Origin of the sequence: Novosphingobium clariflavum (assembly GCF_026420865.1) — a bacterium.
Classification (GTDB): Bacteria; Pseudomonadota; Alphaproteobacteria; order Sphingomonadales; family Sphingomonadaceae; genus Novosphingobium; species Novosphingobium clariflavum.
In genome coordinates this window covers 1-25457 of sequence record NZ_JAPCWC010000017.1, presented here as the reverse complement: position 1 = coordinate 25457, position 25457 = coordinate 1, and the positions used below count along the sequence as shown (strand labels likewise).

At 64.5% G+C, this 25457-nt stretch carries 20 protein-coding genes and 1 pseudogene; 17 read left to right on the top strand and 4 right to left on the bottom strand.

Annotated elements, in window-relative coordinates; all coding sequences use genetic code 11:
- Positions 1-98: 98 nt before the first annotated feature.
- Positions 99-1298: an MFS transporter gene (locus tag OKA11_RS17585; protein WP_267222694.1), complete on the bottom strand. Its 1200-nt coding sequence runs from the start codon at positions 1296-1298 to the stop codon at positions 99-101.
- A gap of 13 nt (positions 1299-1311) precedes the next feature.
- Complete coding sequence (locus tag OKA11_RS17580; RefSeq protein WP_267222692.1) at positions 1312-2088, bottom strand: DeoR/GlpR family DNA-binding transcription regulator; 777 nt, start codon at positions 2086-2088, stop codon at positions 1312-1314.
- Between the two features lie 190 nt (positions 2089-2278).
- Here OKA11_RS17580 and OKA11_RS17575 point away from each other — a divergent pair, with 190 nt between their 5' ends.
- The 8 genes and pseudogenes from OKA11_RS17575 to OKA11_RS17540 all read left to right on the top strand — a co-directional run bounded on the left by OKA11_RS17575 (position 2279) and on the right by OKA11_RS17540 (position 14339).
- A complete protein-coding gene (locus OKA11_RS17575) occupies positions 2279-3376 on the top strand; it encodes an acyltransferase family protein (RefSeq protein WP_267222690.1) in 1098 nt (365 codons plus the stop codon).
- Positions 3377-3430: 54 nt separating this feature from the next.
- Complete coding sequence (locus OKA11_RS17570) at positions 3431-3760, top strand: hypothetical protein (protein ID WP_267222688.1); 330 nt, start codon at positions 3431-3433, stop codon at positions 3758-3760.
- A 54-nt stretch (positions 3761-3814) separates the two neighbouring features.
- Complete coding sequence (locus tag OKA11_RS17565; protein ID WP_267222686.1) at positions 3815-5098, top strand: TolC family protein; 1284 nt, start codon at positions 3815-3817, stop codon at positions 5096-5098.
- The gene (locus tag OKA11_RS17560) at positions 5098-6264 is read left to right on the top strand and encodes an efflux RND transporter periplasmic adaptor subunit (protein WP_267222684.1); all 1167 of its coding nucleotides are present in this window, start codon (positions 5098-5100) and stop codon (positions 6262-6264) included. The genes OKA11_RS17565 and OKA11_RS17560 overlap by 1 nt, the downstream gene beginning before the upstream one ends.
- Before the next feature lie 3 nt (positions 6265-6267).
- Positions 6268-9510 (top strand): efflux RND transporter permease subunit, encoded by a 3243-nt coding sequence (locus OKA11_RS17555; protein ID WP_267222682.1) that lies wholly within the window; start codon positions 6268-6270, stop codon positions 9508-9510.
- A gap of 398 nt (positions 9511-9908) precedes the next feature.
- Positions 9909-10115: pseudogene (locus tag OKA11_RS17550) on the top strand (cation transporter); the annotation flags it as partial.
- Positions 10105-12570, top strand: a complete 2466-nt coding sequence (locus OKA11_RS17545; protein ID WP_267222680.1) for a heavy metal translocating P-type ATPase — start codon at positions 10105-10107, stop codon at positions 12568-12570. The pseudogene OKA11_RS17550 and the gene OKA11_RS17545, both read left to right, overlap by 11 nt.
- 995 nt (positions 12571-13565) lie before the next feature.
- Positions 13566-14339 carry a CPBP family intramembrane glutamic endopeptidase gene (locus OKA11_RS17540; RefSeq protein ID WP_267222677.1) on the top strand — a complete coding sequence of 258 codons (774 nt, stop codon included), beginning with the start codon at positions 13566-13568 and terminating at the stop codon, positions 14337-14339.
- Between the two features lie 341 nt (positions 14340-14680).
- Here OKA11_RS17540 and OKA11_RS17535 read toward each other — a convergent pair whose 3' ends face one another.
- Positions 14681-15706 (bottom strand): DNA topoisomerase IB, encoded by a 1026-nt coding sequence (locus OKA11_RS17535; protein ID WP_267222675.1) that lies wholly within the window; start codon positions 15704-15706, stop codon positions 14681-14683.
- Between the two features lie 233 nt (positions 15707-15939).
- Here OKA11_RS17535 and OKA11_RS17530 point away from each other — a divergent pair, with 233 nt between their 5' ends.
- On the top strand, positions 15940-16155 hold the full coding sequence (locus tag OKA11_RS17530; RefSeq protein ID WP_267222673.1) for a hypothetical protein: 216 nt from the start codon (positions 15940-15942) through the stop codon (positions 16153-16155).
- Between the two features lie 120 nt (positions 16156-16275).
- Here OKA11_RS17530 and OKA11_RS17525 read toward each other — a convergent pair whose 3' ends face one another.
- A complete protein-coding gene (locus OKA11_RS17525; RefSeq protein ID WP_267222672.1) occupies positions 16276-16434 on the bottom strand; it encodes a hypothetical protein in 159 nt (52 codons plus the stop codon).
- Between the two features lie 15 nt (positions 16435-16449).
- On the opposite strand from OKA11_RS17525, the gene OKA11_RS17520 reads away from it, so the two are divergent.
- From OKA11_RS17520 to ligD, 8 genes are all read left to right on the top strand, one after another.
- Complete coding sequence (locus OKA11_RS17520; protein ID WP_267222670.1) at positions 16450-16872, top strand: hemerythrin domain-containing protein; 423 nt, start codon at positions 16450-16452, stop codon at positions 16870-16872.
- Between the two features lie 151 nt (positions 16873-17023).
- Positions 17024-17713: an aldehyde dehydrogenase iron-sulfur subunit PaoA gene (gene paoA, locus OKA11_RS17515; protein WP_267222765.1), complete on the top strand. Its 690-nt coding sequence runs from the start codon at positions 17024-17026 to the stop codon at positions 17711-17713.
- Complete coding sequence (locus OKA11_RS17510) at positions 17710-18660, top strand: FAD binding domain-containing protein (RefSeq protein WP_267222668.1); 951 nt, start codon at positions 17710-17712, stop codon at positions 18658-18660. The genes paoA and OKA11_RS17510 overlap by 4 nt, the downstream gene beginning before the upstream one ends.
- Positions 18657-20855 (top strand): aldehyde oxidoreductase molybdenum-binding subunit PaoC, encoded by a 2199-nt coding sequence (gene paoC / locus OKA11_RS17505; RefSeq protein WP_267222666.1) that lies wholly within the window; start codon positions 18657-18659, stop codon positions 20853-20855. The genes OKA11_RS17510 and paoC overlap by 4 nt, the downstream gene beginning before the upstream one ends.
- Positions 20856-20872: 17 nt before the next feature.
- The gene (locus OKA11_RS17500; protein ID WP_267222664.1) at positions 20873-21559 is read left to right on the top strand and encodes a hypothetical protein; all 687 of its coding nucleotides are present in this window, start codon (positions 20873-20875) and stop codon (positions 21557-21559) included.
- Positions 21560-21717: 158 nt separating this feature from the next.
- A complete protein-coding gene (gene ku, locus OKA11_RS17495; protein ID WP_267222662.1) occupies positions 21718-22587 on the top strand; it encodes a non-homologous end joining protein Ku in 870 nt (289 codons plus the stop codon).
- Between the two features lie 3 nt (positions 22588-22590).
- Positions 22591-23088, top strand: a complete 498-nt coding sequence (locus OKA11_RS17490) for an MgtC/SapB family protein (RefSeq protein ID WP_267222660.1) — start codon at positions 22591-22593, stop codon at positions 23086-23088.
- On the top strand, positions 23085-25457 hold a 2373-nt coding region (ligD, locus tag OKA11_RS17485), incomplete at its 3' end, for a DNA ligase D (protein ID WP_267222658.1). The genes OKA11_RS17490 and ligD, both read left to right, overlap by 4 nt.

Sequence of the window (25457 nt, the reverse complement as noted above, 5' to 3'; positions counted from 1 at the left end):
CCCTCCCTGTGTGACGCCCAATATCGGCTATTCAATGAGCAGGCCGTTTTGAGTTGGGTGATGCCTGGGCTCCATCGGGGCCGACGACGTTATGTCGATCAGCTATGGTCCGGCTCATCCCGGTTGCAGTGGTCCCCAGATGTGGCACCAATTGCCGTCGCGCAGCGCGCGCATAGCGGAACGAGGCACAGCAGCACGGCCAGCAGCGTGAAGGCAGCAGGAAGCCCTACGGCATGTGCGACGAACCCGACCCCGGCGGGGCCGGCGAGGATACCGGCATAGCCGATGGTGCTGACCGCAGCCACGGCGAGGCTCGCCGGCATCGCGGTCTGCGCGCCGGCCTGTCGGAAGAGGACTGGCACGATATTGGACGCGCCGAGTCCGATCAGCAGGAAGCCGAGCATGGCGATGATTGCGTCGGGGGCGACCAGGAGAACACCGAAGCCGACCACCGCGAGCAGCCCGCCCAGCATCATCGTGCGGCGATCACCGAGACGTGCCACGATGGCATCGCCGGTCAGGCGGCCGGTCGTCATCGCGATCGCGAAGACCATGTAGCCGACGCCACCCTTGGCCGCGGCGACCAGACCGGCGTCGGTCAGCAGGAGGGCGCTCCAATCGAGGATCGCGCCCTCGACCAGAAAGGTGATCGCGGTCAGCAGCGACAGCAGCGCCACGATCCCGCGCGGGATGACGAATAGCGGCGTGTCGTCTTCCTTCGTGGTGGCGATGAACGACGGCGCGGCGATAATCAGCGCTACAATCATCAGGACGGTCGCTACCAGCGTGCCGACAAGCGCCGGGACGGAGGCCGACAATGCCGTAGTCATCAGCCCGGCGCCGGCAAATCCGCCGATCGAGAACAAGGCATGGAAGCCCGACATCAGCGGTCGACCCGCGCGCTTCTCGACCTCGACCGCATGGATGTTCATTGCGACCTCGATCACGCCCAGAAAAGCGCCGAAGGCGAGCAATGTCGCACCCATCGTTGCCACGGTTGGCGCGATAGACAGCAACGGCAGCGTGGCCGCCATACCGATACCGCCCACGAGGATGACGAGGCGGGAGCCGAACCGCGACGTGAGGACGCCGGTGAATTGCATCGCCGTTACCGAGCCGAGACCGATGCACAGGAGGAGGAGGCCGAGCGCACCATCGTCGACGGCAAGGCGTGTCTTGGCGAACGGGACAAGCGGCGCCCAGCAGGCAAGGCCGAAGCCGGCGACAAGGAAGGACAGGCGGGTGGCGAGGCGCGACCGCGCGTCGACACGGGTAGATGGTGACACGATATTGTCCAAACAGAGTTGATGGTCAGGGGGCGGGCGCGGCGCGGAGGAGGGCGGCGCCATGCGCGGTCAGTTCCGACGCGGGGCCATCCGGTGCGTCATGCTCGATGACAAGCTGATCGATCCGGTCAGTGGGCAGGATGCGGTGCGGCGCGGACGTTCCAAGCTTCTCGTTGGTGGCGAGGACAATCACCCGCTGACTGGAGTCCGCGAGCGCGCGCTTGAAGGTCGCGTCGGCGATCTCGAAGGCACTGACGCCGCCTTCAGTCGACACGGAGCAGGCACCAAGAAAGCAGCGGTCGATGTTCATCATCGCGACCGCCTGCACCGCGCCTGCATCGACGCAGCCACCTACCAGCGGATCGACCGCCCCGCCCACCATCAGCAGGCCGATATCGGGACGGCGTGCGAGCGCCGACGCGATCGCGAGGGAGTTGGTCGCGATCGTCAGCTCGATCTCATCGGGGAGCGCATCGACGATCAGGAGATTGGTGCTGCCATTGTCCAGGAAGACGAACTCACCCGGCTCGATCAGCTCGGCCCCTCTGCGCGCCAAAGCGAACTTGCGGTCGCGGTCCTCACCCGAGCGTTGGTCGAACGGGATCGAGCCAATCTGGAGTGGCAGCGCGCCACCATAGACGCGGCGGCATAGTCCCTGCGCCGCCAGGAGGCGCAGGTCACGGCGGATCGCATCCTCGGACATGCCGAACTCGGCGGCGAGAGTCGCTGAAGAAACGGATTGCCCATCGGCGAGGCGAGCCGCGATCTGATCGCGGCGGGCAAGGGGGGGATCGTTAGACATGCGCCTCCATATTGCACGATTGTTCACGTTTCAAGGAAAACGTGCAGAGACTTTTGTGCTTGATTCAACATGTTTGGGCTTGCGCCTCCCGCGTATTGCGGCAAGACCGTGAAAAATCGCGCAATTTCGAGGCGGGCGTTTCAGGGGTAGGGCAATTCGGACTATGGTAGATAAAAAAGGGGCTGACGGTTTGCCGACGCCAGATCACACCGCGAGCGGGAAGGAGCATTTCGAGACCCTCGACGGGCTGCGCGGTTCGGCGGCGCTGCTGGTCGTTTTGTTTCACATTCAGGGCATCACGGTCGGGTTCGCGCAGGGCAAGTTGCTGCTGTCGCACGCCTATCTCGCGGTGGACTTTTTCTTCGCGCTGTCGGGCTTCGTCATCGGCTATGCCTATGACGACCGTTGGTCGCGCATGACCATCAAGCGCTTCTTCGGTATTCGCCTCGTTCGGCTTCATCCTCTCGTGGTGCTGGGCGTGCTGCTCGGCCTGCTAAGCTACCTGTTCGATCCGTTCGCTGCCGATCGCCAGAATGCCGCGCTGCCGCTGCTCGCGCTCGCCACGGCCATGAACCTGCTACTGCTCCCCACGGTGACGCTGCCGGGTCGGTGGACCGACACCCATCCGCTCAACGGACCGTCGTGGACGCTGTTTCAGGAATATATCGCCAACATCGCTTATGCGCTGCTGCTCCGCCGCCTCTCCACCCGCACGCTCGGCGTGCTGGCGGTGATCGCGGGGGGCGTGCTGCTTGCCTGCGCGCTGTCGATCGGCACGCTCGATCGCGGCTATGCCTGGGAGAACCTATGGATGGCGCCGGTGCGCCTTGCCTTCCCGTTCATCACCGGCCTGTGGCTCTACCGCGTCAAGGATCGCCTGCCGCGCTGGCGACTTGGCTTTCTGCCACTCAGCATCGTCCTCACGGTCGCGTTCGCGCTGTCGACATGGCCAGCTCTCGGCGGCTTCAAGATGAATGGCCTTTACGAAGCACTGGTGGTACTGCTGCTCTTCCCGGCAATCGTGGTCGCCGGCGCGCATTCGAGTGGCGGGCGGAGCATGATGCGGCTCTGCAAGGTCAGCGGCGACCTGTCCTACCCGCTTTACATCACCCATTTCCCGCTGATGTTCGTGTGGACCAACTATCTGATGAGCTACAAGGCAGAGCCGGCGTCGGCGCTGCCGATCGCGGTGGCGCTAGTACCGGTCACGCTCGCGCTGGCCTGGGCGGCATTCACATTTTGGGACGTGCCGATCCGTCGCACGCTGACCTCACGACTGCGCCGATAAGAGTTGCGCAAGCTGTCGGTGACAATTCGGTCGCAAGTTGCTAAGAGGATCGATGTGCGCCGCCTGATGTCCCTCCTGCTCATGCTGATTGCGTCATCGCTGGTGATGACGGTGACCGTGCACGCGCAGGAATTGCCGGGGCTGACGCTGATCGAGTGCAACGGCACGGTGCATAGCGAGGGCGATGCCGATCAGTCGCAAGGCGATAGCGACAAGGCCGTTCCGCATCATCATGGCACCTGCCACAGCTCTGCGATGCAGATGCCGGCCAGCGACGAGCTGCCGCCTTCGCTGATGGGCGCTCGAATGACCCCGCTTGCGGGCGCGGACCAGGTTCTCGCCTCCAGCTCGATCGGGCCCGGATTGAGGCCGCCGAACGCCTGACGGACGCCGCTGGCCGGATTTCCGGCCTGATGCTGTTTGTCAGGATGCTCAAAAATGGAAAAATTGCTCGCGGCCCTGTTGGCCGCGGCGTCGTGCGCCACGGTTGCGCACGCGCAAACGGGGCTGCCGGTGCCGAGTGCGCCGACAGGCCCGATCTACACGCTCGACGAAGCCGTGCTGGCGGCGGGTGGTTCAGCGCCGGCGTCGGAAGCGGCGACCGCCGCGATCGATGCAACGCGTGAGGGCCGCACCGTGGCGGGGCTTCGCCCCAACCCACAGGTCCAGGGGCAGATCGAGAATATCACCGGCACAGGGGGCTATAGCGGCCTCAGGAGCGCGGAAACGACGGTCGGGGTCGCGTTCCCGATCGAGTTGGGCGGCAAGCGTGGCGCCCGCGTAGCGGTCGCCGATGCGCAGCTCAGCCGGGCCGAGCTTCAGGCCGCGATCGTCGCGGCCGATGTGCGGGTGCAAGTCACGCAGCTCTACGTCGAGGCGATCGCGGCCGAGCGGCGGCTTGTCACGGCGCGCGATCAGGTCCGCATCGCTGCCGAGGCATTGCGGGCCGCGTCGGTGCGGGTCCAGGCCGGCCGGGCGTCGCCGCTCGAAGAGCAGCGCGCGAATGTTGCCAAGGTCAACGCGGACGCCAATGCCGAACGATCCGCCCGGCTTGCCGAGACGGCCCGCGCGAACCTTGCGCGCAGGATCGGACGACCGATCGATGGCAGCCTCGACATAGGCTTGCTCGATCGGTTGCCTCAGGCGATGGTCGGCCCGACCGCCTCCGCGCGCGCGATCGGCACGCTGGCGCTGGCAGCGGCCGATGCGGACCTCGCGATTGCGGATGCGGGCGTCAGGCTCGCACGCGCCAACCGTGTGCCGGACCTTAACGTCGGGCCGGCGCTGCGCCGATTGGAGGCGACCAACGACACTGCGGCGGTCTTCACCATCTCCATCCCCATTCCGATCTTCGACAATGGGCGCGCTGCGGTGGCTCAGGCGCGCGCGCAGCGCACCCAGGCCGAAGCGCTGCGCCGCGTCACCGCGCTCGATGTCGAGCAGGCGATCAGCGAAGCCGAGACGGAAGCCGCGAACGCGGCGACCACCGCGCGGACCGCTGCCGGTCCTGCACTGGCAGCGGCACAGGAAGCCGCCCGCATCGCGCGGATCGGCTACCGCGAGGGCAAGTTCGGGCAACTCGACTTGCTCGATGCCGAACGCACGCTCGCCGATACGCGGCTCGCGGCGATCGATGCGCTCGCCAATTATCAAAATGCACAAGCACGGCTCGGACGGCTGACCGCCCCGGTGCCAACACCCACAACGGGGGGAAATCGTTGATGAAGACAATCCATCTTGCGGGCGCGGCGTCGCTCGCGCTGCTACTGGCCGCCTGTGGCGGCGGAACCGAAGCCGGCAACGAAGCGCCGGCGAATGGCACGGCCGGTGCCGAAGACGGCCATGCCGAAGGCGAGGCCCATGCCGACGAAGGCGTGGTAACGCTGACGGCGGAGCAGATTGCAGCCGCTGGCGTCCAGCTCGGCCGCCCGATCGTCGGCGGCGCCGGCATGATCGATCTTCCGGCGACGATCGAGGGCGACCCGCAAGGGACGCAGGTCGTCTCGGCCGCCATCGCTGGCCGTGTGGTCGCGCTGACACGCAACCTTGGTCAGTCGGTCGGACGCGGGCAGACGATCGCGATCATCGAAAGCCGCGAGGCCGCGCAGCTCAAGGGTGATGTCGAGGCCGCGCGCGCGCGCCTCCATCTCGCCAATTCCAATCTGGCGCGCGAGCAGCGGCTGTTTTCGCAGCGAGTCTCGCCTGAGCAGGATCTGATCGCAGCACGGACGGCGGCGACCGAAGCCCGGATCGCGCTCCGCCAAGCACAGAGCCAGGTATCGGCGGCGGGTGTAAGCGGGGGCGGACTCAACCGCCTCGGCATCGTCGCCCCGATCGGCGGCCAGGTGATCGCCCGGCCGGTGACGCTGGGACAGACCGTCGCGGCCGACGCGGAACTTTACCGCATCGCCAACCTCGATCAGGTGTCGTTGTCGCTCAACCTTCAGCCTGCCGACGCAAGCCGGGTGCGGCCCGGGAACAGCGTGATGGTCACGGCGTCGGGCCGGCAGGCGACGGCGCGCGTCACCTTCGTGTCGCCCGCGCTCGATCCACAAACGCGGCTCGTGCCGGTCATCGCGACGCTCGACAATCGCGGCGGAACATGGCGTGTCGGCGAGCCAGTCACGGCGGCGGTCCAGTTGACCGGTAGCGGCGGAGCATCGTCGATCCGCGTGCCCACCACGGCGATCCAGACCAACGAGGGCAAGTCGGTCGTCTTCGTGCGGACCCCCAAGGGGTTCCAGGCCATGCCGGTCGTCCTCGGCGATGCGTCGGGCGATACCGTCATCGTGCGCTCGGGTCTGAAGGGCACCGAACAGATCGCCACCACTGGCAGCTTCACGCTCAAGGCCGAACTCGGCAAGGGCGAAGCTAGCCATGAGGACTAAGCCATGATCGCCCGCATCGTCACATGGGCGGTCGAGAAGCGCTGGCTCGTCCTGCTCCTCACCGCCATCGCCGCCGTCATCGGCGCCTATTCGCTCTACCGGCTCCCGATCGACGCGGTGCCGGACATCACCAACAACCAGGTCCAGATCAACGTCCGTGCCCCTGCGCTATCGCCCGAACTGGTCGAGAAACAGGTCTCTTTCCCGATCGAAACCGCGCTCGCGGGCGTTCCGGGCCTCGAATACACCCGGTCCCTGAGCCGCAATGGATTCGCTCAGGTGACGGCGGTCTTTTCGGATTCCACCGACATCTTCTTCGCCCGCCAACAGGTCGGTGAGCGCCTGCAGGGGGTGCAAGAGAACCTGCCCGACGGCGTGAACCCCGAAATGGGCCCGATCGCGACCGGGCTGGGCGAAGTGTATATGTATACCGTCCACCTCCAGCATCGCGCCGATGACAAGCATCGGCCGGGGGAGCCGGGACAACAGCCTGACGGCAGCTACATCACGCCGGAAGGCGAACGGCTGACGAGTGAGGAGGACAAGGCGACCTACCTGCGCACGACGCAAGACTGGATCGTCACCCCGCTGCTGAAGAACACGCCGGGTCTCGCCGGCATCGATTCGATCGGCGGCTATGTGAAGCAATTCCTGGTCGTCCCTGACGTCCAGAAGCTCGCATCGCTCGGCATTACCCTGACTGACCTCGGGACGGCGCTGGAACGCAATAACACCAGCGTCGGCGGCGGGTTCGTCAATCGCAACGGCGAGGGCCTGGCGGTCCGCTCGGACGCGCTGATCCGCAACGCGGCAGAGCTGGGGCGCACCGTGGTCGCGACCCGTGAGGGCGTACCGATCACGCTCGATCAGGTCGCGAAGGTCCAGACGGGTCAGGCGATCCGGATGGGCTCGGCGTCGGAGAATGGCACCGAAGTCGTCGTCGGCACCGCGATCATGCGGATCGGCGAGAACAGCCGCACCGTCGCGACCGCGGTCGCTGAGCGACTGAAGGAGATCAACGCCTCGCTGCCGCCCGACGTGGTGATCCAGCCCGTGCTGAACCGCACCGAGCTGGTCAACTCGACGATCAGGACGGTGGCGAAGAACCTCGGCGAAGGCGCGCTCCTCGTCATCGTCGTGCTGTTCCTGCTGCTCGGCAACTTCCGGGCGGCGCTGATCGCGGCGCTGGTGATCCCCATCACCATGATGCTGACCGGGTTCGGGATGCTCCGCGCCGGGGTCTCGGCCAATCTGATGAGCCTCGGCGCACTGGACTTCGGTCTGATCGTCGACGGCGCGGTGATCATCGTCGAAAATGCGCTCCGGCGCATTGCCGAGTTCCAGCATCATGAAGGTCGGCTGCTGACGGTCAAGGAACGGCTGCGCGTGGTCGCATCGGCGGCACGCGAGATGATCCGTCCCTCGGTTTATGGGCAGGCGATCATCATCCTCGTCTATGTGCCGCTGCTCACGCTGACGGGCGTGGAAGGCAAGACGTTCGTGCCGATGGCGCTCACCGTCATCATCGCGCTCGCCTTCGCCTTCGTGCTGTCGCTCACCTTCGTGCCGGCGCTGATCGCGATCTGGCTGTCGAAGACGGTCGAGGAGAAGGACGGTCGCATCATCACCTGGCTGAAGAAGCGCTACGAACCCAGCCTCGACAAGGCGATGGCACGCCCGACGATCACGATCGGGGCGGGTGTGGCAAGCCTCGGGGTGGCAGCGCTTGCCTTCACGACGCTCGGTTCGGTGTTCCTGCCGCAGCTCGATGAGGGCGACTTGCTCATCCAGGCGCTGCGCATCCCCGCCACCTCGGTTCAGCAGAGCCAGGCGATGCAGGTGCCGATCGAGCGGATGATGTCGAAGCAACCGGAGGTGCAGTTCGTCTTTTCCAAGACGGGCACGGCCGAGCTGGCCTCGGATCCGATGCCGCCCAACGCGACCGACATGTTCGTCATTCTGAAGCCGCGTGACGCATGGCCCGACCCGAAGCTGGCAAAGGAGGATCTGGTCAGCCGGATCGAAGCGAACCTCGCGAAGATCCCGGGTAATGCCTACGAGATCACGCAGCCGATCCAGATGCGCTTCAACGAGCTGATCGCCGGCGTGCGCGGCGACATCGCGGTGAAGGTGTTCGGCGACGACTTTACGACGATGAACCGGACGGCGGAGCAGATCGCCGCGATCCTGCGCAGGACGGAAGGCGCGGCGGACGTGAAGGTCGAGCAGACCACGGGTCTTCCGATGCTCGACATTCGCGTCAACCGGGATGCGATGGCGCGCCTGGGCGTCACCGCGCAGGACGTACAGGACACGATCACCGCCACGCTCGGCGGCCGTGAGTCCGGCAGGATTTTCGAGGGCGACCGGCGCTTCCCGGTCGTCATCCGCCTGTCGGAAGCGCAGCGCGCCGACCTGAACCTGTTGCAACAGGTCCAGGTACCGGTGGCGGGGGGCGGTTTTGTGCCGCTTGCCAGCGTCGCCGACGTCGGCGTGACGGACGGACCGAACCAGATCAGCCGCGAGAACGGCAAGCGGCGCGTCGTCGTCCAGGCCAATGTGCGCGGCCGGGATGTCGGGTCGGTCGTAGCTGACGCGCAAGCGACGATCGGCAGTCAGGTCCGCTTGCCGGCGGGTGCCTATCTCGAATGGGGCGGCCAGTTCGAGAACCTGCAATCGGCAAGCGAGCGGCTGAAGCTGGTCATCCCGGCCTGCTTCGTCCTGATCCTGCTACTGCTCTACGGGGCGCTTGGATCGGTGCGCGATGCCGCAATCGTGTTCACCGGCGTGCCGTTCGCGCTGGTCGGCGGCGTGCTGCTGCTGTTCGTGCGGGGCATGGACTTCTCGATCTCGGCGGCGGTGGGCTTCATCGCCCTGTCGGGCATCGCGGTTCTCAACGGCCTCGTCATGGTCAGCTCGATCCAGGATTTGATCCGATCGGGCATGAGTCGTGAGGAAGCCTCGCATGTCGGCGCGATGCAGCGGTTGCGTCCGGTTGTGATGACGGCGCTGGTCGCATCGCTCGGCTTCGTGCCGATGGCGTTTGCGAGCGGTGCCGGCGCGGAAGTGCAGAAGCCGCTCGCGACCGTCGTCATCGGCGGGCTCATTTCGGCGACGCTGCTGACCCTGTTCGTGCTGCCGACCCTCTATGCCCGGTTCGGGCAGAAGGTGATCGGGCAGCCCGAGCATTACAACGAGGAGCATGAGGGGGACGATTGCCGTCACCCGCAAGGCGAACCGGCCTGACCGGCCCCGGGGCGGTCTCGGCCGCCCCGGCTGGCGCGAGGAATGATCCATGCCTCAGACACGCAAAACGGGGTTGCTGCACGGGACGCCGCTTCGCGTCTGGTCGGCGCTGGTCGTTCGCGATCAGCGCCGAGCCTGGGGGCCACTGATCGCGCTGGATTCCACGGATCGGCTCGGGAAAACCGAGTGTTCGTTCGCCGTCAATGGCTGGTCGCGGCCGATCAGGACGCCGGCGACCATCGGCCGGATCGACAAGCCCGACAGTCTCGCCTGGTCGTGCGGTCTCCGGTTCATATTCAAGCTGGCGTCGGGCGGCTGCGGTGATCGCGCCGAGCCTGGCCCTCCGACCGAGCAGGAGATCCATGCCGGCGACAGCGGCGCCACCCTGACCGTCCAGCGCGGCGACGACGTTCAGCTTCAACGACTTCATTTCCAATGGCGGCATCATCGTCGCCGGCCGGCTGGTCATGTGGCTCGGCAGCAATTGGCCCGATCTCGTGGTGGGGCTCGCGCCCGCCCTCATCGCGATCAAGGGCCGCATCGAAATCCTGCGCGACGCGCGTGCCGAAACCAAGACTGACAAGGACGACGCCAATGACCGATAAGCTCGAACTCGACATTCCCGTGTTGCTGCCTGAGGTGCCTGACGCAGCGGATGCGTGCGTCGGACGGCTCGTCTCGACGCTCAGCGCCAAGCCCGGCGTCGACCGCGCGCATGTCGTGGCGGGGGAGGGGGACACCCCGGCCAAGCTGTGCATTCACTTCGATCCGCAAGCGCTGCCGCTCCCGCGCGTGCGCGAGATGGTCCGCGCTGCCGGCGCCGCGATCAGCGGGCGCTACGGCCATGCCGTGTGGCAAGGGAAGGGCATCCATCACGAACGTCGGGCGCGGACCGTTGGCGAAACACTCTGCACGCTGCCCGGTGTCCTTCAGGCCGATGCCAGCGCCTCGGGCACGGTCCGGGTCGAGTTTGATCGCGAGCGCGTCAGCGAGGCTGCGATCCTTGAAGCTCTGGGCGATCTCGGCCTCAAGCAATCGCGCCAGGTCGCGGCAGACGACCATGCCGGTCACGATCATGGCCGGGGCGATGGACACGACCATTCCCATGCCGACTTCCTCGGCCCCAATACCGAGCTGATCTTCGCGCTTGCCTGTGGTGCGATGCTCGGGATCGGCTTCGCCGTCGAGAAGCTGATCGCCGGCGTGTCGGAATGGGTGCCGATCGCCTCCTATATCGCCGCCTACTTCTTCGGCGGCTGCTTCACACTGCGCGAGGCGATCGACAACCTGCGCCTCAGAAAGTTTGAGATCGACACCCTGATGCTGGTCGCCGCGGCGGGTGCGGCGGCGCTGGGGGCGTGGGCGGAAGGCGCACTGCTGCTGTTCCTCTTCAGCCTCGGCCATGCGCTTGAACACTATGCGATGGGCCGCGCCAAGAAGGCGATCGAGGCGCTGGCGAAGCTCGCGCCCGAGACCGCGACCGTGCGTCGCGACGGACAGACGAGCGAGATCCCGGTCGAGCAACTGGTGGTTGGCGATGTCGCGATCGTCCGCCCCGACGAGCGGCTGCCCGCCGACGGCTTCGTCATCAAGGGCAACAGCGCGATCAACCAGGCGCCCGTTACCGGCGAGAGCATCCCGGTCGACAAGGTGCCGGTGGCAGACGCTGCTGCGGCGCGCGCCAGGCCCGATGCGGTCGAGACGGAAAGCCGGGTGTTCGCCGGCACCATCAACGGCGGCGGCGCGATCGAGATCGAGGTGACGCGCCGCTCGAATGAGAGTGCGCTTGCCAAGGTCGTCAAGATGGTGAGCGAGGCCGAGACGCAGAAGTCACCGACGCAGCGGTTCACCGACCGCTTCGAGCGCATTTTCGTGCCGACTGTCCTGATCCTGTCGCTGCTGTTGCTGTTCGCATGGGTCGTCGTCGACGAGCCTTTCCGCGACAGCTTCTACCGCGCGATGGCGGTCCTGGTGGCGGCAAGCCCATGCGCGCTCGCCATCGCGACGCCGAGCGCGGTGCTGTCGGGCGTGGCCCGTGCAGCGCGCGGTGGTGTGCTGGTGAAGGGCGGCGCACCGCTGGAAAATCTCGGCTCGCTGAAGGCGATCGCTTTCGACAAGACGGGAACCCTGACCGAAGGACGGCCGCGTATCACTGATGTCGTGCCCGTCGACGGCACGGAGGAGGGAGAGCTGCTTGCGCTCGCCGTCGCCGTGGAAGCGCTCAGCGATCATCCGCTCGCACAAGCGATCGTCAGGGATGGCCGGGAGCGCTTGCAGGGCCGTGCGCTCCCCGATGCCGGCGACATGAAGAGCCTGACCGGACGCGGCGTCACCGCCACGGTGGACGGACAGACGGTGTGGATCGGCAAGGCCGAGATGTTCGGCACCGATGGCGTGCCCGCGCTGGGGCAGGGCGCGACCGATGCGATCGCCAGCCTGCGCGAGGGCGGCCGCACCACCATGGTCGTGCGCATGGGCGACCGCGACCTGGGGGCAATCGGCCTGATGGACACCCCGCGAGAGGCCGCCAAAACCGCGCTGGGTCGCCTGCACGACATGGGTGTGTCGCGGATGATTATGATCTCTGGCGACCATCAGAAGGTGGCTGAGGCGATCGCCAGCGACGTCGGCATCGACGAGGCCTGGGGGGATCTGATGCCTGAGGACAAGGTCGCGGCGATCAAGAAGCTTGCCGGGGAGGACAAGGTCGCGATGGTGGGTGACGGGGTGAACGACGCGCCCGCGATGGCGAGCGCCACGGTCGGCATCGCAATGGGGGCGGCGGGCTCGGACGTGGCGCTGGAGACGGCCGACGTCGCCTTGATGGCCGACGATCTGTCGCATCTGCCGTTTGCGGTGGGCCTCAGCCGTCACACGCGGGGTATCATCCGGCAGAACGTCTTCGTAAGCCTCGGCGTCGTCGCCTTCCTCGTGCCGGCGACGATTCTGGGCCTCGGCATCGGACCGGCGGTCGCGCTCCATGAGGGATCAACTCTCCTGGTAGTCATCAACGCGCTGCGGCTGCTCGCCTACCGCGATTCGGCGGGAGAGGCCGTCTGATTTGGATCGCGGATCAGCTTCGTTTGAGGTGTCGGACATAATGTCTGAGTTACACACTCATCCGCTGCAAATAGTCTACCAGCGTCCATCCGTTCGCCGTTTTCTCGCGCAACGCCAAATCGCCGTGTCGATCTGCGCGACGGCGTTGCTGCTCACGCTCCTCCTGCCGACTGGCTACATGGTGGCGACGTCCATAGTCCTATAGGCATCGAGCCCATGTAACGGACCGCTTCCGTCGATTCCCGACATTAGGTCGTAAACTCATAAACGGCACCATCGAGGTTTGATGCAAAATGGCTCAGCGACAGGAGGGAAGGCGCTGGAATATGTCTATATTTCAAGGCTTCCCGACGCAGCGCTGGGCCATTTTGGTCAAACCCCGTAGAGGCGCCCAAATGGCTTCCATCTCGAACCGAAGCTGCCTTGGACGGGCAACCAGCCCGCCCGGCGGCAACTTCGGCCCGATCTGTTCGCCATTTGGGCGCCTCGATGGTGCCGTTTATGAGTTTACGACCTAGCGTTTCGTAGGTCGAACACCAGGTGTGGGCGCGTGCTGGCGGAACGCGAACGCCGCGTCGTGGGACAAAATCACCGTTCCCAGGATAGCCGTTCAAAGGCAGGATTTGACATAGGCGGACGCGCCTCGTTTCCGAGAGGGAGCCTGCCAACCGAGCATCCCGGCCCGCTAAGCCCCTCCTAATTGCGGGCAGTCCGCTTCGCGTAGGCCCAACCGTCAACTTACATACTGGAATGGCGGTTCTAGGTGATTGTTATCGTGCAGCTTTTGGGCGAAATGCCTCGCGTCCAGCTGGCGAAACGACAGTTCGTGGCCAGGTTCGCTGCGTTTCGATGAGGGCTTTGACATCATGGAATTCGGGGCGTTGAGAGTTTCTCGCCGATAGCTGGCGCTGCTGCTCCTGATCGCGGCCTATTGCGTAGCGAGTCCGATTGAGGGGGTCATTTACAAGCCGATTGCGTCCGCGCTGGGCCTGCACATGATCGTGCGTGGCGAGATGGTGCTCGCGCCCTACGCGATATTGATGACCGTGCTGTTGATAGTGAATTTGTTGATCGTCGCTGCGATCCTTGCGATCCTCGATATCCGCCCTGCTCTCTCGCCGCTGCGGTCGCAGAATATCCGCGCGCTTCTATGCGCTGGTTTTCTGACCGGCTTTCTCGTCATGTCGGCGGTCCTGCTCGCGATCGTCGGGACGGGCAGTGCGGCGTTGACAGGATCGGGTCAGTCCGTGACGCAGGCCGTGAGCCACTGCCTTGGCTGGCTTCCGTTCGACTTCCTGGGCGCAACCGGCGAAGAACTTTTCGGACGGGTCGCTTTGCTGGTCGTTGCTGAGAGGTTCGTTGGAAAACCGGGGGCAGCCCTTGCATCGGGCGGGCTATTTTTTGTCGATCATCTGGGCAACCCCGGAGCGAGCGCCGTCTGGCTGTTCCGCTTGTTCATTCAAGGTGTGCTGCTGTCCTATGCTGTTTTCCGCACACGCTCTGTTTGGTGGTCGGCGGGCTATCATACGGGTTGGAATTGGGCGAGCGCGCCCGTCTTCGGGGCGGTGGGCAGCGGCTATCTTAACTACGGGCATGCGCTCAATTTTGTTCCAACCGGTTCCGTTTTGATCACCGGTGGCGCTGTCGGCCCGGAAGGAAGCCTCTTCTCATTCGTAGCCATGTTCGTCGCGTTTTTAATGCTACGACGCTTCACGCGAGATGACATCGTGTCGACCGATGTTGGGACGTACCGCTTACCGCTTGCATGACCGCTCGTGGGGCGGCTGTCGAACGACCGTTTGCGTCAGATCCGGACGTTCGCGCCGCCCGAGGCGATCTTCGTATTCTGGTCACGAGTTGCCTGCGCTTGAGCGGCAGCTAGCCCCGTTCCCGGGCTCCAAACCCGACAATCGCCTGCCGGCCCGTCTTGGGTATCCAGAAGAGGAGAGCTGACGGACCGCACATGGGGCTGGCTACTGAAGGACGGGTAAGGGGCGTGGCCCGCTACTGACCCAAGTCGAGATAGTAGCGGGTGGATTTCAGCGTGCCGGTCTGCCCTCAACGCCGGAGCGCAAGCTCGGCTATGGATATGGTGCCTCGAGTAGAACGCTTATTCTGCGGAAAGGTAAGCGATCAGTGCCCGCTCATCACGGCTAAGCCACTTGGCGCGCCGCGGTAGCGGGTAGCCGAGCAGCCCCAGGGGATCGGTGCGTGCTTGCTCGACGAAGCGGGGATGTATGTACGCCTTTCGCGCCACGGCGGGCGTATTGCACAAATGCGCTGAGACATGGGAGAGCATGGCCTTCAGCGTCCGCGCGCTGCCGTGGTCTTCGCGCAGCCACGCAAAAGCCAGTACATTCGCGCGCCAGGTCCGGAAGTCCTTGGCCGTGAATTGCTCCCCTGCAATCGCATGGATGTAGTCGTTAACATGGGAAGACGTCATCGCGTGGTATTCACCGTCCTCGCCTTCGAACTGGAACAGTGTTTGCCCTGGCAGGTCCAGTACCTGTTTGACGAAGCGCAGCAGCCCACGGTCGCTGACAGTCATCTCGCAGATCTTGCCTGATTTCGCCTTGAACCGCAGGTGCAGGGCATCCTGCTTCAGGCGAACATGACGACGGCGCAGGGTCGTTGCGCCAAAGCTGCCGTTCTTGCGAGCGTAGCAGTCGTTTCCGACGCGCACGCGCCCAGTATCAAGGAGCCGGATGATCGACGCCAGCGCGCGCGACTGCGTGAGTTTGCGCCCCCGCAGTTCCCGCTCCACCTCTGAACGGATAGCTGGCAATGCCAATCCGAAGGCGGCGCAATTGGCAAACTTGCGCTCGTCGCGGTGGGCGGAGAAGCTAGGATGGTAGCGGTACTGCCGGCGGCCGGCTGCATCTGTTCCGGTTGCCAGGATGTGGGCGTTTGGATCGGGGGCATACCAGGCATCATCATAGGCGGGGGGCAGAGCGATCGCATCGAGCCGCGCCACGATCTCCGGGTCGCGAATTCGCTTCCCGTCGCAGTCGAGGTAGGCAAAGCCGCGCTTGAGAGCGCGCCTCGAAAAGCCGGGCTGCGATGGGTCGATGTGGACGAGCGCCTGAAGCCGGGATGTCTCCTTCGCTTTCAACCGGTCATCGGCATTGGCGAGCATTGCGGGCCTTCCATTCTTGCAGTGGGGAAGGCCCTTTGCCGACCCATTGGAACAATCCCTCGAGACAGGCGCGGGTTCCCGATCGGCCATCCGCGTCCGCCGAAGGCTCTATGCTTGAAGGTGTGCGGATAGCGAGCAGGGCCGCGCATTGTAGCGCTCATCTGTCGGCCCCGTACGGCGAAAGGGAACCCTACAGCAAACCGCGGGTTTCATTCGGCGAAAGGAGTTTTGCCATGATCGGAAAAATTGCCGCAGCCGCCATCGGCAGCAAGATTGCACAAGATACACCGCACCTCAGCCGGCCAGGCGGCGCGCTGCTTGGCATCGTTACGACATCGGTACTTCGCCGCATGGGTCCGCTCGCAGTGGCGGCAATGGCGGGCGGATGGCTCTTGTCGCGTGAACGCGACAAGCGTTCACGTCAAGGCGCCTCGGCGCGCAGCGACTGAGGTCATGCGCTGGATCTCCCATCACATGCACGCCGGAGCGTAAGGTACCAGACGCCCTGGTAACAATCCACGGAGCCAAGACCAATGGCAGGCAAGTTGCAGAGCAGTTCTCACCCTCCCTCAAAGGCCAAGGCCAAGGCGGTCGCCAAGGCCAAGGCGGTCGCCAAGGCCAAGGCCATTGCCCCAGATGTGCCTGCGCGCATTGGCCAGACGCCGGAAACCGATCTTCGCGGCTTGCCCGACGTATTCGGCCGCCTCGTCGAGGATCATGATCGTCACCGAGCGCTCCTGGCGATGATCGAGGCGACTGACGGTCCGAGCGACGAACGCCATGCACTGTTCGAGGAATTGGTGCGGGAATTGAAATCCCATGCGGCGGCCGAGGAACAGGCGCTCTGGTCGGCAGTGCTGCGTAATCCCCAAACCACCGAATTCGCACGTCACGCGGTTGCCGAGCATAAGGACATCGACAAAATGCTCGATGACCTGGCCGCCCGCGACATGGGCAAGCCCAAGTGGATGGAACGGTTCGCGGATCTCAAGGAGGAATACCTTCACCATATCCGCGAGGAAGAGCAGGAGCAGTTCACCCAAAGCGCAGCGATACTCTCCGATGCCGATCGCAGGCACATGCGCAGCGTGTTCGAGCGGCGAAAGAAGGAAGAAAAGGCATCGGCCGCTTTGACGCCGAAGCTGAAGATCAAGTCAATCGCGTGACGGCCGGATGGCGCGCGAGCAGGGCCGGCACTGGGCATTGATGAACGGCTTTCACCATAGCATGCCATTTCTCGCGCTGCCGGAATGCCGTGCAATGCGTTATCGTCGCCAGGGGGAGAACTTTCTCGTCCCGGTGCGACAAGGATGGGTCATGAGCGAAACGCCCAGCGAAGCCTCGAATGAAACGGGGCATCTTGAGATATCCAGGCGCGGCGTTCTGGCCGGCGGCGCGGCCAGCGTCGGCATTTCCGCCATACCGTCCGTCGCGGAAGGAGCCGCACCCATGGCACAGCAGCCCCCGACAATGGCAGTTTCTCTCGAGGTCAACGGCGAGCCGCAGGCACTCATGCTTGATACGCGCACGACGCTGCTCGATGCGCTGCGCGATCATATCGGCCTGATGGGCACCAAGAAGGGCTGCGATCATGGTCAGTGCGGCGCCTGCACGGTGCTGGTGAACGGCATCCGCATCAATTCCTGCCTCAGCCTTGCCGTCATGCACGAGGGCGATGCGGTGACGACGATCGAAGGGCTTGGTACGCCGCAAGAACTGCACCCTATGCAGGCGGCGTTCGTCAAGCATGACGGCTTCCAGTGCGGCTATTGCACGCCGGGACAGATCTGCTCGGCCGTGGCGGTGCTGGACGAGATCAAGGCGGGCATTCCCAGCCATGTTCAGGGCGACATCGGCGGCGCCCCCGATATGACGGTGCTCGAAATGCGCGAGCGGATGAGCGGCAATCTTTGCCGCTGCGGGGCCTACTCGAATATCGCCGAAGCTATGGCGGAAGTTGCCGGCGTCCGGATCGCGGAAACCCATGACGCGGAGGTTCGGGTATGAAGGCCTTCACTTATGAGCGCGCGAAGACCCCGGCCGCGGCCGCCGCGGCCGTCGCCGCGAACAAGGGCGCCAAGTTCATCGCGGGCGGTACCAATCTGCTCGACCTGATGAAGCTGGAGATCGAGACGCCGACGCACCTTGTCGATGTTCAGGATCTTGGGTTGGACCGGATCGAGGAGACACGGCAGGGCGGCCTGCGTATCGGCACACTTGTCAGCAATACGGCGCTGGCGGCAGACGCTCGGGTTCGCAAGGACTACGGTGTGCTTACCCGGGCCATCGTCGCGGGTGCCTCGGGGCAATTGCGCAACAAGGCGACGACCGGCGGCAACCTGCTCCAGCGTACCCGCTGCCCCTATTTCTATGACACCAACCAGGCCTGCAATAAGCGCAAGCCCGGTTCCGGCTGTGCGGCGATCGGCGGGTTCAGCCGACCGCTCGGGGTGATCGGTACCAGCGACGCCTGTATCGCCACCCATCCCAGCGACATGGCGATCGCGCTGCGCGTGCTGGATGCCGAGGTCGAGACCGTCGATGCTTCCGGCCAGACCCGCAGTGTGCCGATCGGAGAGTTCCACCGCCTGCCGGGCGATACGCCGCATCTGGAAAACCTGCTCCGGCCCGGAGAACTGATTACCGCCGTGACGCTGCCCAGGCCGGTCGGGGGACGGCATTTCTATCACAAGGTCCGCGACCGGGCTTCGTACGCCTTCGCGCTTGTCTCGGTGGCGGCAGTACTGAATGGAGACGGCAGCGGGAAGGTCGCTTTCGGCGGTGTCGCGCCGAGACCCTGGCGGGTCGAGGCAGCCGATGCCCAGCTTCGAGACGGCGCCCGGGCGGCGGTGAAAACGGCTTTTGCCGAAGCTCGCCCTACACCCGACAACGCCTTCAAGGTAACGCTTGCCGAACGCGCGCTGGCGGCGCTTCTCGCGGAGAACCGCGCATGAAATTCGAGACGCCCGCGGGCACCAATCCCATCGACGCCATGAAGGTCATCGGCCAGGCAGTCGACCGCGTGGACGGCAAGCTCAAGACCACCGGGCAGGCGCCATACGCCTATGAGCACAGCGAGATTCCGGCAAAGCCCGCCTTCGGCTACGTGATCGGGGCCGGGATTGCCAAGGGGAGGATCGCCTCGTTCAATGCCGAGGAAGCGCGGCGGATGCCGGGCGTGCTGGCGATCGTCTCGGCCAAGAACGCACAGCCGCTCGGCAAGGGGAGCATGAACACCGCCAAGCTGCTCGGTGGGCCGAACGTCGATCACTATCACCAGGCCCTTGCCGTGGTGGTCGCAGAAAGCTTCGAGCAGGCACGCAGCGCCGCCAATGCCGTGCGGATCACCTATGACCGCGCACAGGGGCGTTTCGATCTTGTCGCGCAGAAGCCGGGTGCACAGCCGCTTACCGGCAATGATGCCGACACGCATACGGGCGACTTCGAAGGGGCTTTCGCCTCTGCTCCGGTCCAGGTGGACCAGACTTACACCACGCCCGACCAGAACCATGCGATGATGGAGCCGTTCGCCACCATCGCATGGTGGGAGGGGGACGCGCTGTCGGTCTGGACCTCGAACCAGATGATCGCCTGGAACAAGCGCGAACTGGCCAAGACCTTCCAGATGCCGCCGGACAAAGTTCATGTCCGCTCGCCTTTCATCGGCGGCGGATTCGGGGGCAAGCTGTTCCTGCGCGCCGACGCGGTGATGGCGGCGCTGGGGGCGAAGGCCTGCGGCAGGCCGGTCAAGATAGCGATGCCGCGTCCGCTTATGCTCAACAATGCGACGCACCGGCCGGCGACGATCCAGCGCATTCGCCTCGGTTCGACGAGGGACGGCAAGCTCACTGCAATCGGCCACGAAAGCTGGTCGGGCGACTTGCCCGGCGGCGGCCCGGAAACGGCGACGCAGCAGACCAGGCTGCTTTATGCCGCCGCCAATCGCTTGACGGCGCTGCGCCTGGCCGAGCTCGACTTGCCCGAAGCCAATGCCATGCGCGCGCCGGGCGAGGCGCCGGGGCTGATGGCTCTGGAGATCGCCATCGATGAGATGGCCGAAAAGCTGGCGATGGATCCGGTGAAATTCCGCGTGCTCAACGATACGCAGGTCGATCCCGAGCATCCCCAGCGTCCGTTCTCGCAGCGCAATCTGGTCCGCTGCCTTGAAGACGGAGCGGCACGGTTCGGCTGGAGCCGGCGCAGCGCCAGGCCCGCGCAAATGCGCGAGGGGCGCTGGCTGATCGGCATGGGCGTCGCGGCGGGGTTCCGCAACAACATCAACATGACCTCGGCGGCGCGGGTGAGGCTGGCAGGCGACGGCACGGTCACGGTGGAGACCGACATGACCGATATCGGCACCGGCTCCTATACGATCATTGCCCAGACGGCAGCGGAGATGATGGGACTGCCGCTAGAGAAAGTGCGGGTAAAGCTGGGCGATTCGTCATTCCCGGTTTCAGCAGGTTCTGGCGGCCAGTGGGGAGCGAACAGTTCTACCTCGGGCGTTTACGCAGCCTGTGCCAAGCTGCGCGACTTGGCCGCGCAAAGCCTCGGCATGGATCCTGCGAGTGTGCAGTTCGCCGACGGGGAGGTTCGTGCCGGCAATCGTTCCGCCCCATTGGCCGACGCAGCGAAGTCAGGCGAACTGGTTGCCGAAGAGACGATGCAGTGGGGCGATCTCGGAAGGAAGTTCCAGCAATCGACGTTCGGTGCGCATTTCGTCGAGGTCGCGGTGGATTTCTATACGGGCGAGACGCGGGTGCGGCGCATGCTGGCGGTATGCGCCGCCGGGCGCATCCTCAACCCCAAGACCGCGCGAAGCCAGGTGATCGGGGCGATGACCATGGGCGTCGGCGGGGCTCTGATGGAGGAACTCGCGGTCGACAAGCGCTTCGGCTTCTTCGTCAACCATGACCTTGCCGGGTACGAGGTACCGGTCCATGCCGATATCCCGCACCAGGATGTGGTGTTCCTCGACGAAGAGGACGACAAGGTTTCGCCGATGAAGGCCAAGGGGGTGGGCGAACTGGGCCTCTGCGGTGTGGGTGCGGCGGTGGCCAATGCGGTCTATAACGCCACCGGCGTGCGGGTACGGGATTATCCGATCACTCTCGACAAGTATCTCGCCGATCTGCCCGAACCGGTCTGAACATCAGGGATGAGGCAATGGTGAGGACCCTTGTTCGGTCCATGCTGACGACAGGGACGATCTTTCTTGCCTCTCCCTGCTTGGCGCAAGCAACCACGCGTATGTGCGATGTGTCAGAGCAAGCCGGAACGCCATGCCTGTCGTCCCACAAGCACTTGCCGAAACTGCCCGCAGGCCCGCTGTACTGGCATCTTGATGAGTTCAGGAGCAAAGCGGATGCCGAAAGGTCCGCCGTCCAGACCAGTTCTGTGGTAGAGTCATTCGGATCGATCTGGCTCTTCACGCTCGAGCGGGCTGCATGGAGGCCCAGGGCTGGCAGGCATGTTTCAACCATCGGTCCCCTTCCGGTAAAGGCGGCCAGGACTTATTCGGCCGAGTACCTGCGATCCGTGTTCCTGCCCGGAGCCACCGCGCCGCTTCATGTCCACTCGGGACCCGAAGCATTTTATGCGCTTGGCGGCGATACCTGTCTTGAAACACCGGCAGGCGTGCAGATCGGCCGGGGAAACGGGAACAGCCTGGTGATCCAGGCCGGGCCTCCCATGCTCTTGATGGCAATAGGCCGCTCGGAGCGGAGAGGCTTCGCGCTTATCCTTCATGATGCCGAGCAACCTCCCACGACCTTGACGCAGGCATGGCAGCCATCGGGTCTTTGTGCACGGGAACTGGCGAATGACCAGGCCAAAGCGGCGCCCGGTAAATGACGCGGGAGGGTTGACACTGCACGCCGATCTTGTGCCTCGCCGTGCGCGAGGTCGCCCCAGGCACGAGGACAACTTTGCATGGCCTCGGCGTTCGGTACCTCCGGCGGGAACCTAGGTGGCTCCGATTTGCTTCTCTCTGTGCGAGAAAGGAGCTTCACATGCCCGCACGCGCTTATTGGAAGGGCCAGATCCGCCTGGCGCTCGTTTCAATTCCGATCGAGGTCTATCCGGCCACGAAATCCGGTGCGGCCATTTCGTTTCACCAGATCCACGAACCCAGCGGGAAGCGGATCCGGTACGAGAAGGTTGCTCCGGGTGTCGGCCCGGTCGACCGGGACGAGATCATCAAGGGTTTCGAGATATCCCGGGGCAATTATGTCCTGCTGGACGAGCAAGAAATCGAGGCCGTCAAGATCGAAAGCCGCAGGACGCTCGAGCTCGTCCAATTCGTTGAAGCCGACGAAATCGATGTGCTCTATTACGAAAAGCCCTATTTCGTCGTGCCGGCCGACGATCTCGCCGAAGAAGCCTACACCGTTCTGCGCGAGGCCTTGCGCAAGGCGCGCAAGGTCGGGATCGGACAACTGGCAGTGCGGGGGCGCGAGCAGCTCGTTTCGGTCAAGCCTTGTGGGCGGGGGCTCGTCATGGAAGTGCTGCGCTATGCCGACGAGGTGCAGAAGGCGCAGGGTTACTTTCGGGACATAGAAGATAGCAAACCCGATGCCGATCTTCTCGACCTCGCAACCGCGCTGATCGACAAGAAAACCGCGCCCTTCAAGCCGGCCGAATTTCATGACCGCTATGTCGATGCGCTTCACCGGCTGATCGACAAGAAGGCGAAATCCAGAAGCAGCAAGCGCATCCTGGAAGACGTGGGCGAGCCCATTCGGGGCAAGGGGAACGTCATCGACCTGATGGCCGCGCTGAAAAAATCGGTGGGCAGCACAACGCAGTCGTCATCGCGCAAGGCGGCGGCAAAGGAGAAACCGCCTGCGTCAAGAAGCACGGGGCGCAGGAAGCGGGCCTGAGCCATGGAGCTGAACCCGTCCGTGCCCGTATTGGCCGTAGATGCGGAGCTCCTTTGGCGCCTTGGCGTTGCGGTCATCCTTGGGCCGCTGTTGGGACTTGATCGCGAGATACGCGGTCATGCCGCTGGACTTAGGACCCACGGACTGATTTGCGTATCGGCATCTGCAATGACCATCGCGGTCATTGCGCTGTACCTGCAGTTTGGTCACGGCGGCGCAATGCGTATGGACCCTCTGCGCATTTTCGAGGCTACCGGTGCGTTTGTCGGTTTTCTTGGCGCAGGGCTGATCATTTTTGCACGCGGCAAACTGCACAACCTGACCACTGCTGCGCACTTGTGGCTGACGGCTGTCATCGGTGTGGCTTGCGGGGCCGGATTATGGCCGCTGGTTGCGGTCTGCGCTGCAGCCAGCGTCACGATGCTTACGGCTCTTGCCTGGATTGAGGGAAGCTGGAGCCGCGATCGCAGGATCGGTGAGCAGCACAGGGATGCACCGTGAGCAAGGTTCCGCCCGCAACCAATCTTCTCGCAGAGTACAACCGCAAGCGCGACTTTGCGAAAACCGCCGAACCGGCCGGCACGCCGGGCCCAAGGGGCGGTAACAGCTTTGTGGTCCAGAAGCATGCGGCGACGCGCCTGCACTGGGATTTTCGGCTCGAAGTAGGCGGCGTGCTGAAATCCTGGGCGGTGACGAAAGGGCCCAGTGCCGATCCCGAAGACAAGCGCCTCGCCGTGCGGACGGAAGATCATCCGCTCGCCTATGGCGTGTTCGAAGGCGGCATTCCCAAAGGCGAATACGGCGGCGGGACAGTGATGCTCTGGGACCGTGGCACTTGGGCCCCAATTGCAGGCAAGAGCGCCAAGGATATCGACGATGGCCACCTTCATTTCATTCTCGACGGGGAGCGTATGAAGGGGGAATGGTTGCTGGTACGCATGAAGCCCAGGCCCGGCGAGAAGCGCGAAAGCTGGCTCCTGCGCAAGGTCATGGACGCTTATGCCCAGAAAGGAGAGGGTCTTGTCGAACAGGCGCTCACCAGCGTTCTGACGGGCCGTACGATGGCACAGATCGCGGCGGACTGGGGCGGGAGCCACTCGCTGAGCGGACAAAGCGGAAAAGCCTTCACGCAGATCATGGAGGCGGCAGCGAAGCGCAACGCGCGCAAGGTTCTGCCGCAAGGCAAGGCCCTGGGGCGTCCGCCGAAGTTCCGACCGGTTCAGCTTGCCACGTTGGTTGACGCCGTGCCGCCGGGGAACCTGTGGATGCACGAGATCAAGTTCGATGGTTACCGCGCACTCGTCGCCGCGGCCGGCGGGCAGGTGGTTGTCCATACAAGAAGCGGTCTCGACTGGACGGACAAGTTCGCGCCGCTGGCGGCGCATATCGCGGCGCTCGGCTTGCCGGCCTGTCTGATCGACGGTGAGATAATCGCGCGCGGAAAGGACGGGAATCCGGATTTTTCCGGGCTTCAGGCTGTCCTGAGGCGCGGCAAGGGCGGCCAGTCCGACCAGGACGAGCTTGAATTCCACGCCTTCGACCTGATCGAGGTTTCCGGCGAGAACTTGGCGAATTTGCCTAACATTGAACGCAAGGAGCGGCTCGAAGCGTTGCTGAGCGAGGCGCAGGCGCCGATCTTTATCGCCGACCACATTATCGGGGCCGGTGAAAAGCTGTTCGAGGCCCTGTGTGCGGCGGGACAGGAAGGGGTCATCGCCAAGCGTGTCGATGCGCCGTACCGGGGGCGGCGTTCGAAGAACTGGGTCAAGGTGAAGTGTACGCGCCGCCAGGAGTTCGTGGTCGTTGGCTGGACGAAGTCCAGCGCCAGAGGCAGATCGTTTTCATCGCTCCTGCTAGGCCAGTATGCCGGCAAGGCACTTGTCTATCGCGGAAAGGTGGGGACCGGGTTCGATGCGGCCAGTCAGGCGGACCTGGCAACAAGGCTGGAGAAGACAGGCCGAAAATCCCCGCCCCTTGCGATGAGCGACGCTGACGCACGCGGCGTGCATTGGGTCACTCCGAAACTGGTGGTCGAAGTGGCTTTTGCCGAACTCACCAGGGAAGGCCGGGTGCGTCATGGCAGTTTCCTCGGGGTGAGGTCCGACAAACCGGCAGCAACTGTCGTGGCCGAGAAAGCGCGGGCTGCGCCGCCGCAGGAGAGTCTCGTGAAGATCAGCAACAGGGACCGTGTGCTCTTTCCCGAGAGCGGCGAAACCAAGGGAGACCTGGCAGACTACTATCTCGGTGTCGCACCGTTGATACTGCCGTTTGCAGCCCGTCGCCCGCTCAGCCTTGTGCGCTGTCCGCAAGGACGCGCCAAGAAGTGCTTTTTCCAGAAGCATGACAGCGGTACTTTCGGAGACCATGTCCATCATGTCCCGATCCGTGAGAAGGACGGGGGGCTCGAAGACTATCTTTACATCGACGATGCCGAGGGGCTGATCTCCTGCGTGCAGATGGGCACCATCGAGTTCCATGGCTGGGGCGCGCGCGCAGATGCCGTGGATCTGCCGGACCGACTGGTCTTCGACCTCGATCCGGATGAAGGACTGGACTTCAGGCAGTGCGTTCGCGCCGCCGGCGATATTCGGACACAGCTGGCGGATCTCGGGCTCGTCACGTTTGCGATGCTGTCGGGCGGCAAGGGTATCCATGTCGTTGTCCCACTCCGGCGAGGGCACAGCTGGGAGGCGCACAAGAATTTTGCCCATCGCTTCGCCGAGGCGATGAGCCTTTCGCAGCCCGAGCGCTATGTGGCGACCATGAGCAAGGCAAAACGCAAGGGGCGCATCTTCATCGATTGGCTGCGCAACCAACGCGGTGCGACGGCAGTGCTCCCATATTCGGTTCGTGCCCGCGAAGGGGCGCCG

What these genes read in the sequence shown, in the direction of transcription:
- OKA11_RS17560 (WP_267222684.1), top strand. Translation starts at nt 5,098, where the DNA reads ATGAAGACAATCCATCTTGCGGGCGCGGCGTCGCTCGCGCTGCTACTG.
- OKA11_RS17535 (WP_267222675.1), bottom strand. Translation starts at nt 15,706, where the DNA reads ATGCTCGCCAATGCCGATGACCGGTTGAAAGCGAAGGAGACATCCCGG.
- OKA11_RS17540 (WP_267222677.1), top strand. Translation starts at nt 13,566, where the DNA reads ATGATCGTGCGTGGCGAGATGGTGCTCGCGCCCTACGCGATATTGATG.
- OKA11_RS17500 (WP_267222664.1), top strand. Translation starts at nt 20,873, where the DNA reads ATGGTGAGGACCCTTGTTCGGTCCATGCTGACGACAGGGACGATCTTT.
- OKA11_RS17555 (WP_267222682.1), top strand. Translation starts at nt 6,268, where the DNA reads ATGATCGCCCGCATCGTCACATGGGCGGTCGAGAAGCGCTGGCTCGTC.
- OKA11_RS17510 (WP_267222668.1), top strand. Translation starts at nt 17,710, where the DNA reads ATGAAGGCCTTCACTTATGAGCGCGCGAAGACCCCGGCCGCGGCCGCC.
- ku (WP_267222662.1), top strand. Translation starts at nt 21,718, where the DNA reads ATGCCCGCACGCGCTTATTGGAAGGGCCAGATCCGCCTGGCGCTCGTT.
- OKA11_RS17545 (WP_267222680.1), top strand. Translation starts at nt 10,105, where the DNA reads ATGACCGATAAGCTCGAACTCGACATTCCCGTGTTGCTGCCTGAGGTG.
- paoC (WP_267222666.1), top strand. Translation starts at nt 18,657, where the DNA reads ATGAAATTCGAGACGCCCGCGGGCACCAATCCCATCGACGCCATGAAG.
- OKA11_RS17520 (WP_267222670.1), top strand. Translation starts at nt 16,450, where the DNA reads ATGATCGAGGCGACTGACGGTCCGAGCGACGAACGCCATGCACTGTTC.
- OKA11_RS17490 (WP_267222660.1), top strand. Translation starts at nt 22,591, where the DNA reads ATGGAGCTGAACCCGTCCGTGCCCGTATTGGCCGTAGATGCGGAGCTC.
- paoA (WP_267222765.1), top strand. Translation starts at nt 17,024, where the DNA reads ATGAGCGAAACGCCCAGCGAAGCCTCGAATGAAACGGGGCATCTTGAG.
- OKA11_RS17565 (WP_267222686.1), top strand. Translation starts at nt 3,815, where the DNA reads ATGGAAAAATTGCTCGCGGCCCTGTTGGCCGCGGCGTCGTGCGCCACG.
- OKA11_RS17580 (WP_267222692.1), bottom strand. Translation starts at nt 2,088, where the DNA reads ATGTCTAACGATCCCCCCCTTGCCCGCCGCGATCAGATCGCGGCTCGC.
- OKA11_RS17530 (WP_267222673.1), top strand. Translation starts at nt 15,940, where the DNA reads ATGATCGGAAAAATTGCCGCAGCCGCCATCGGCAGCAAGATTGCACAA.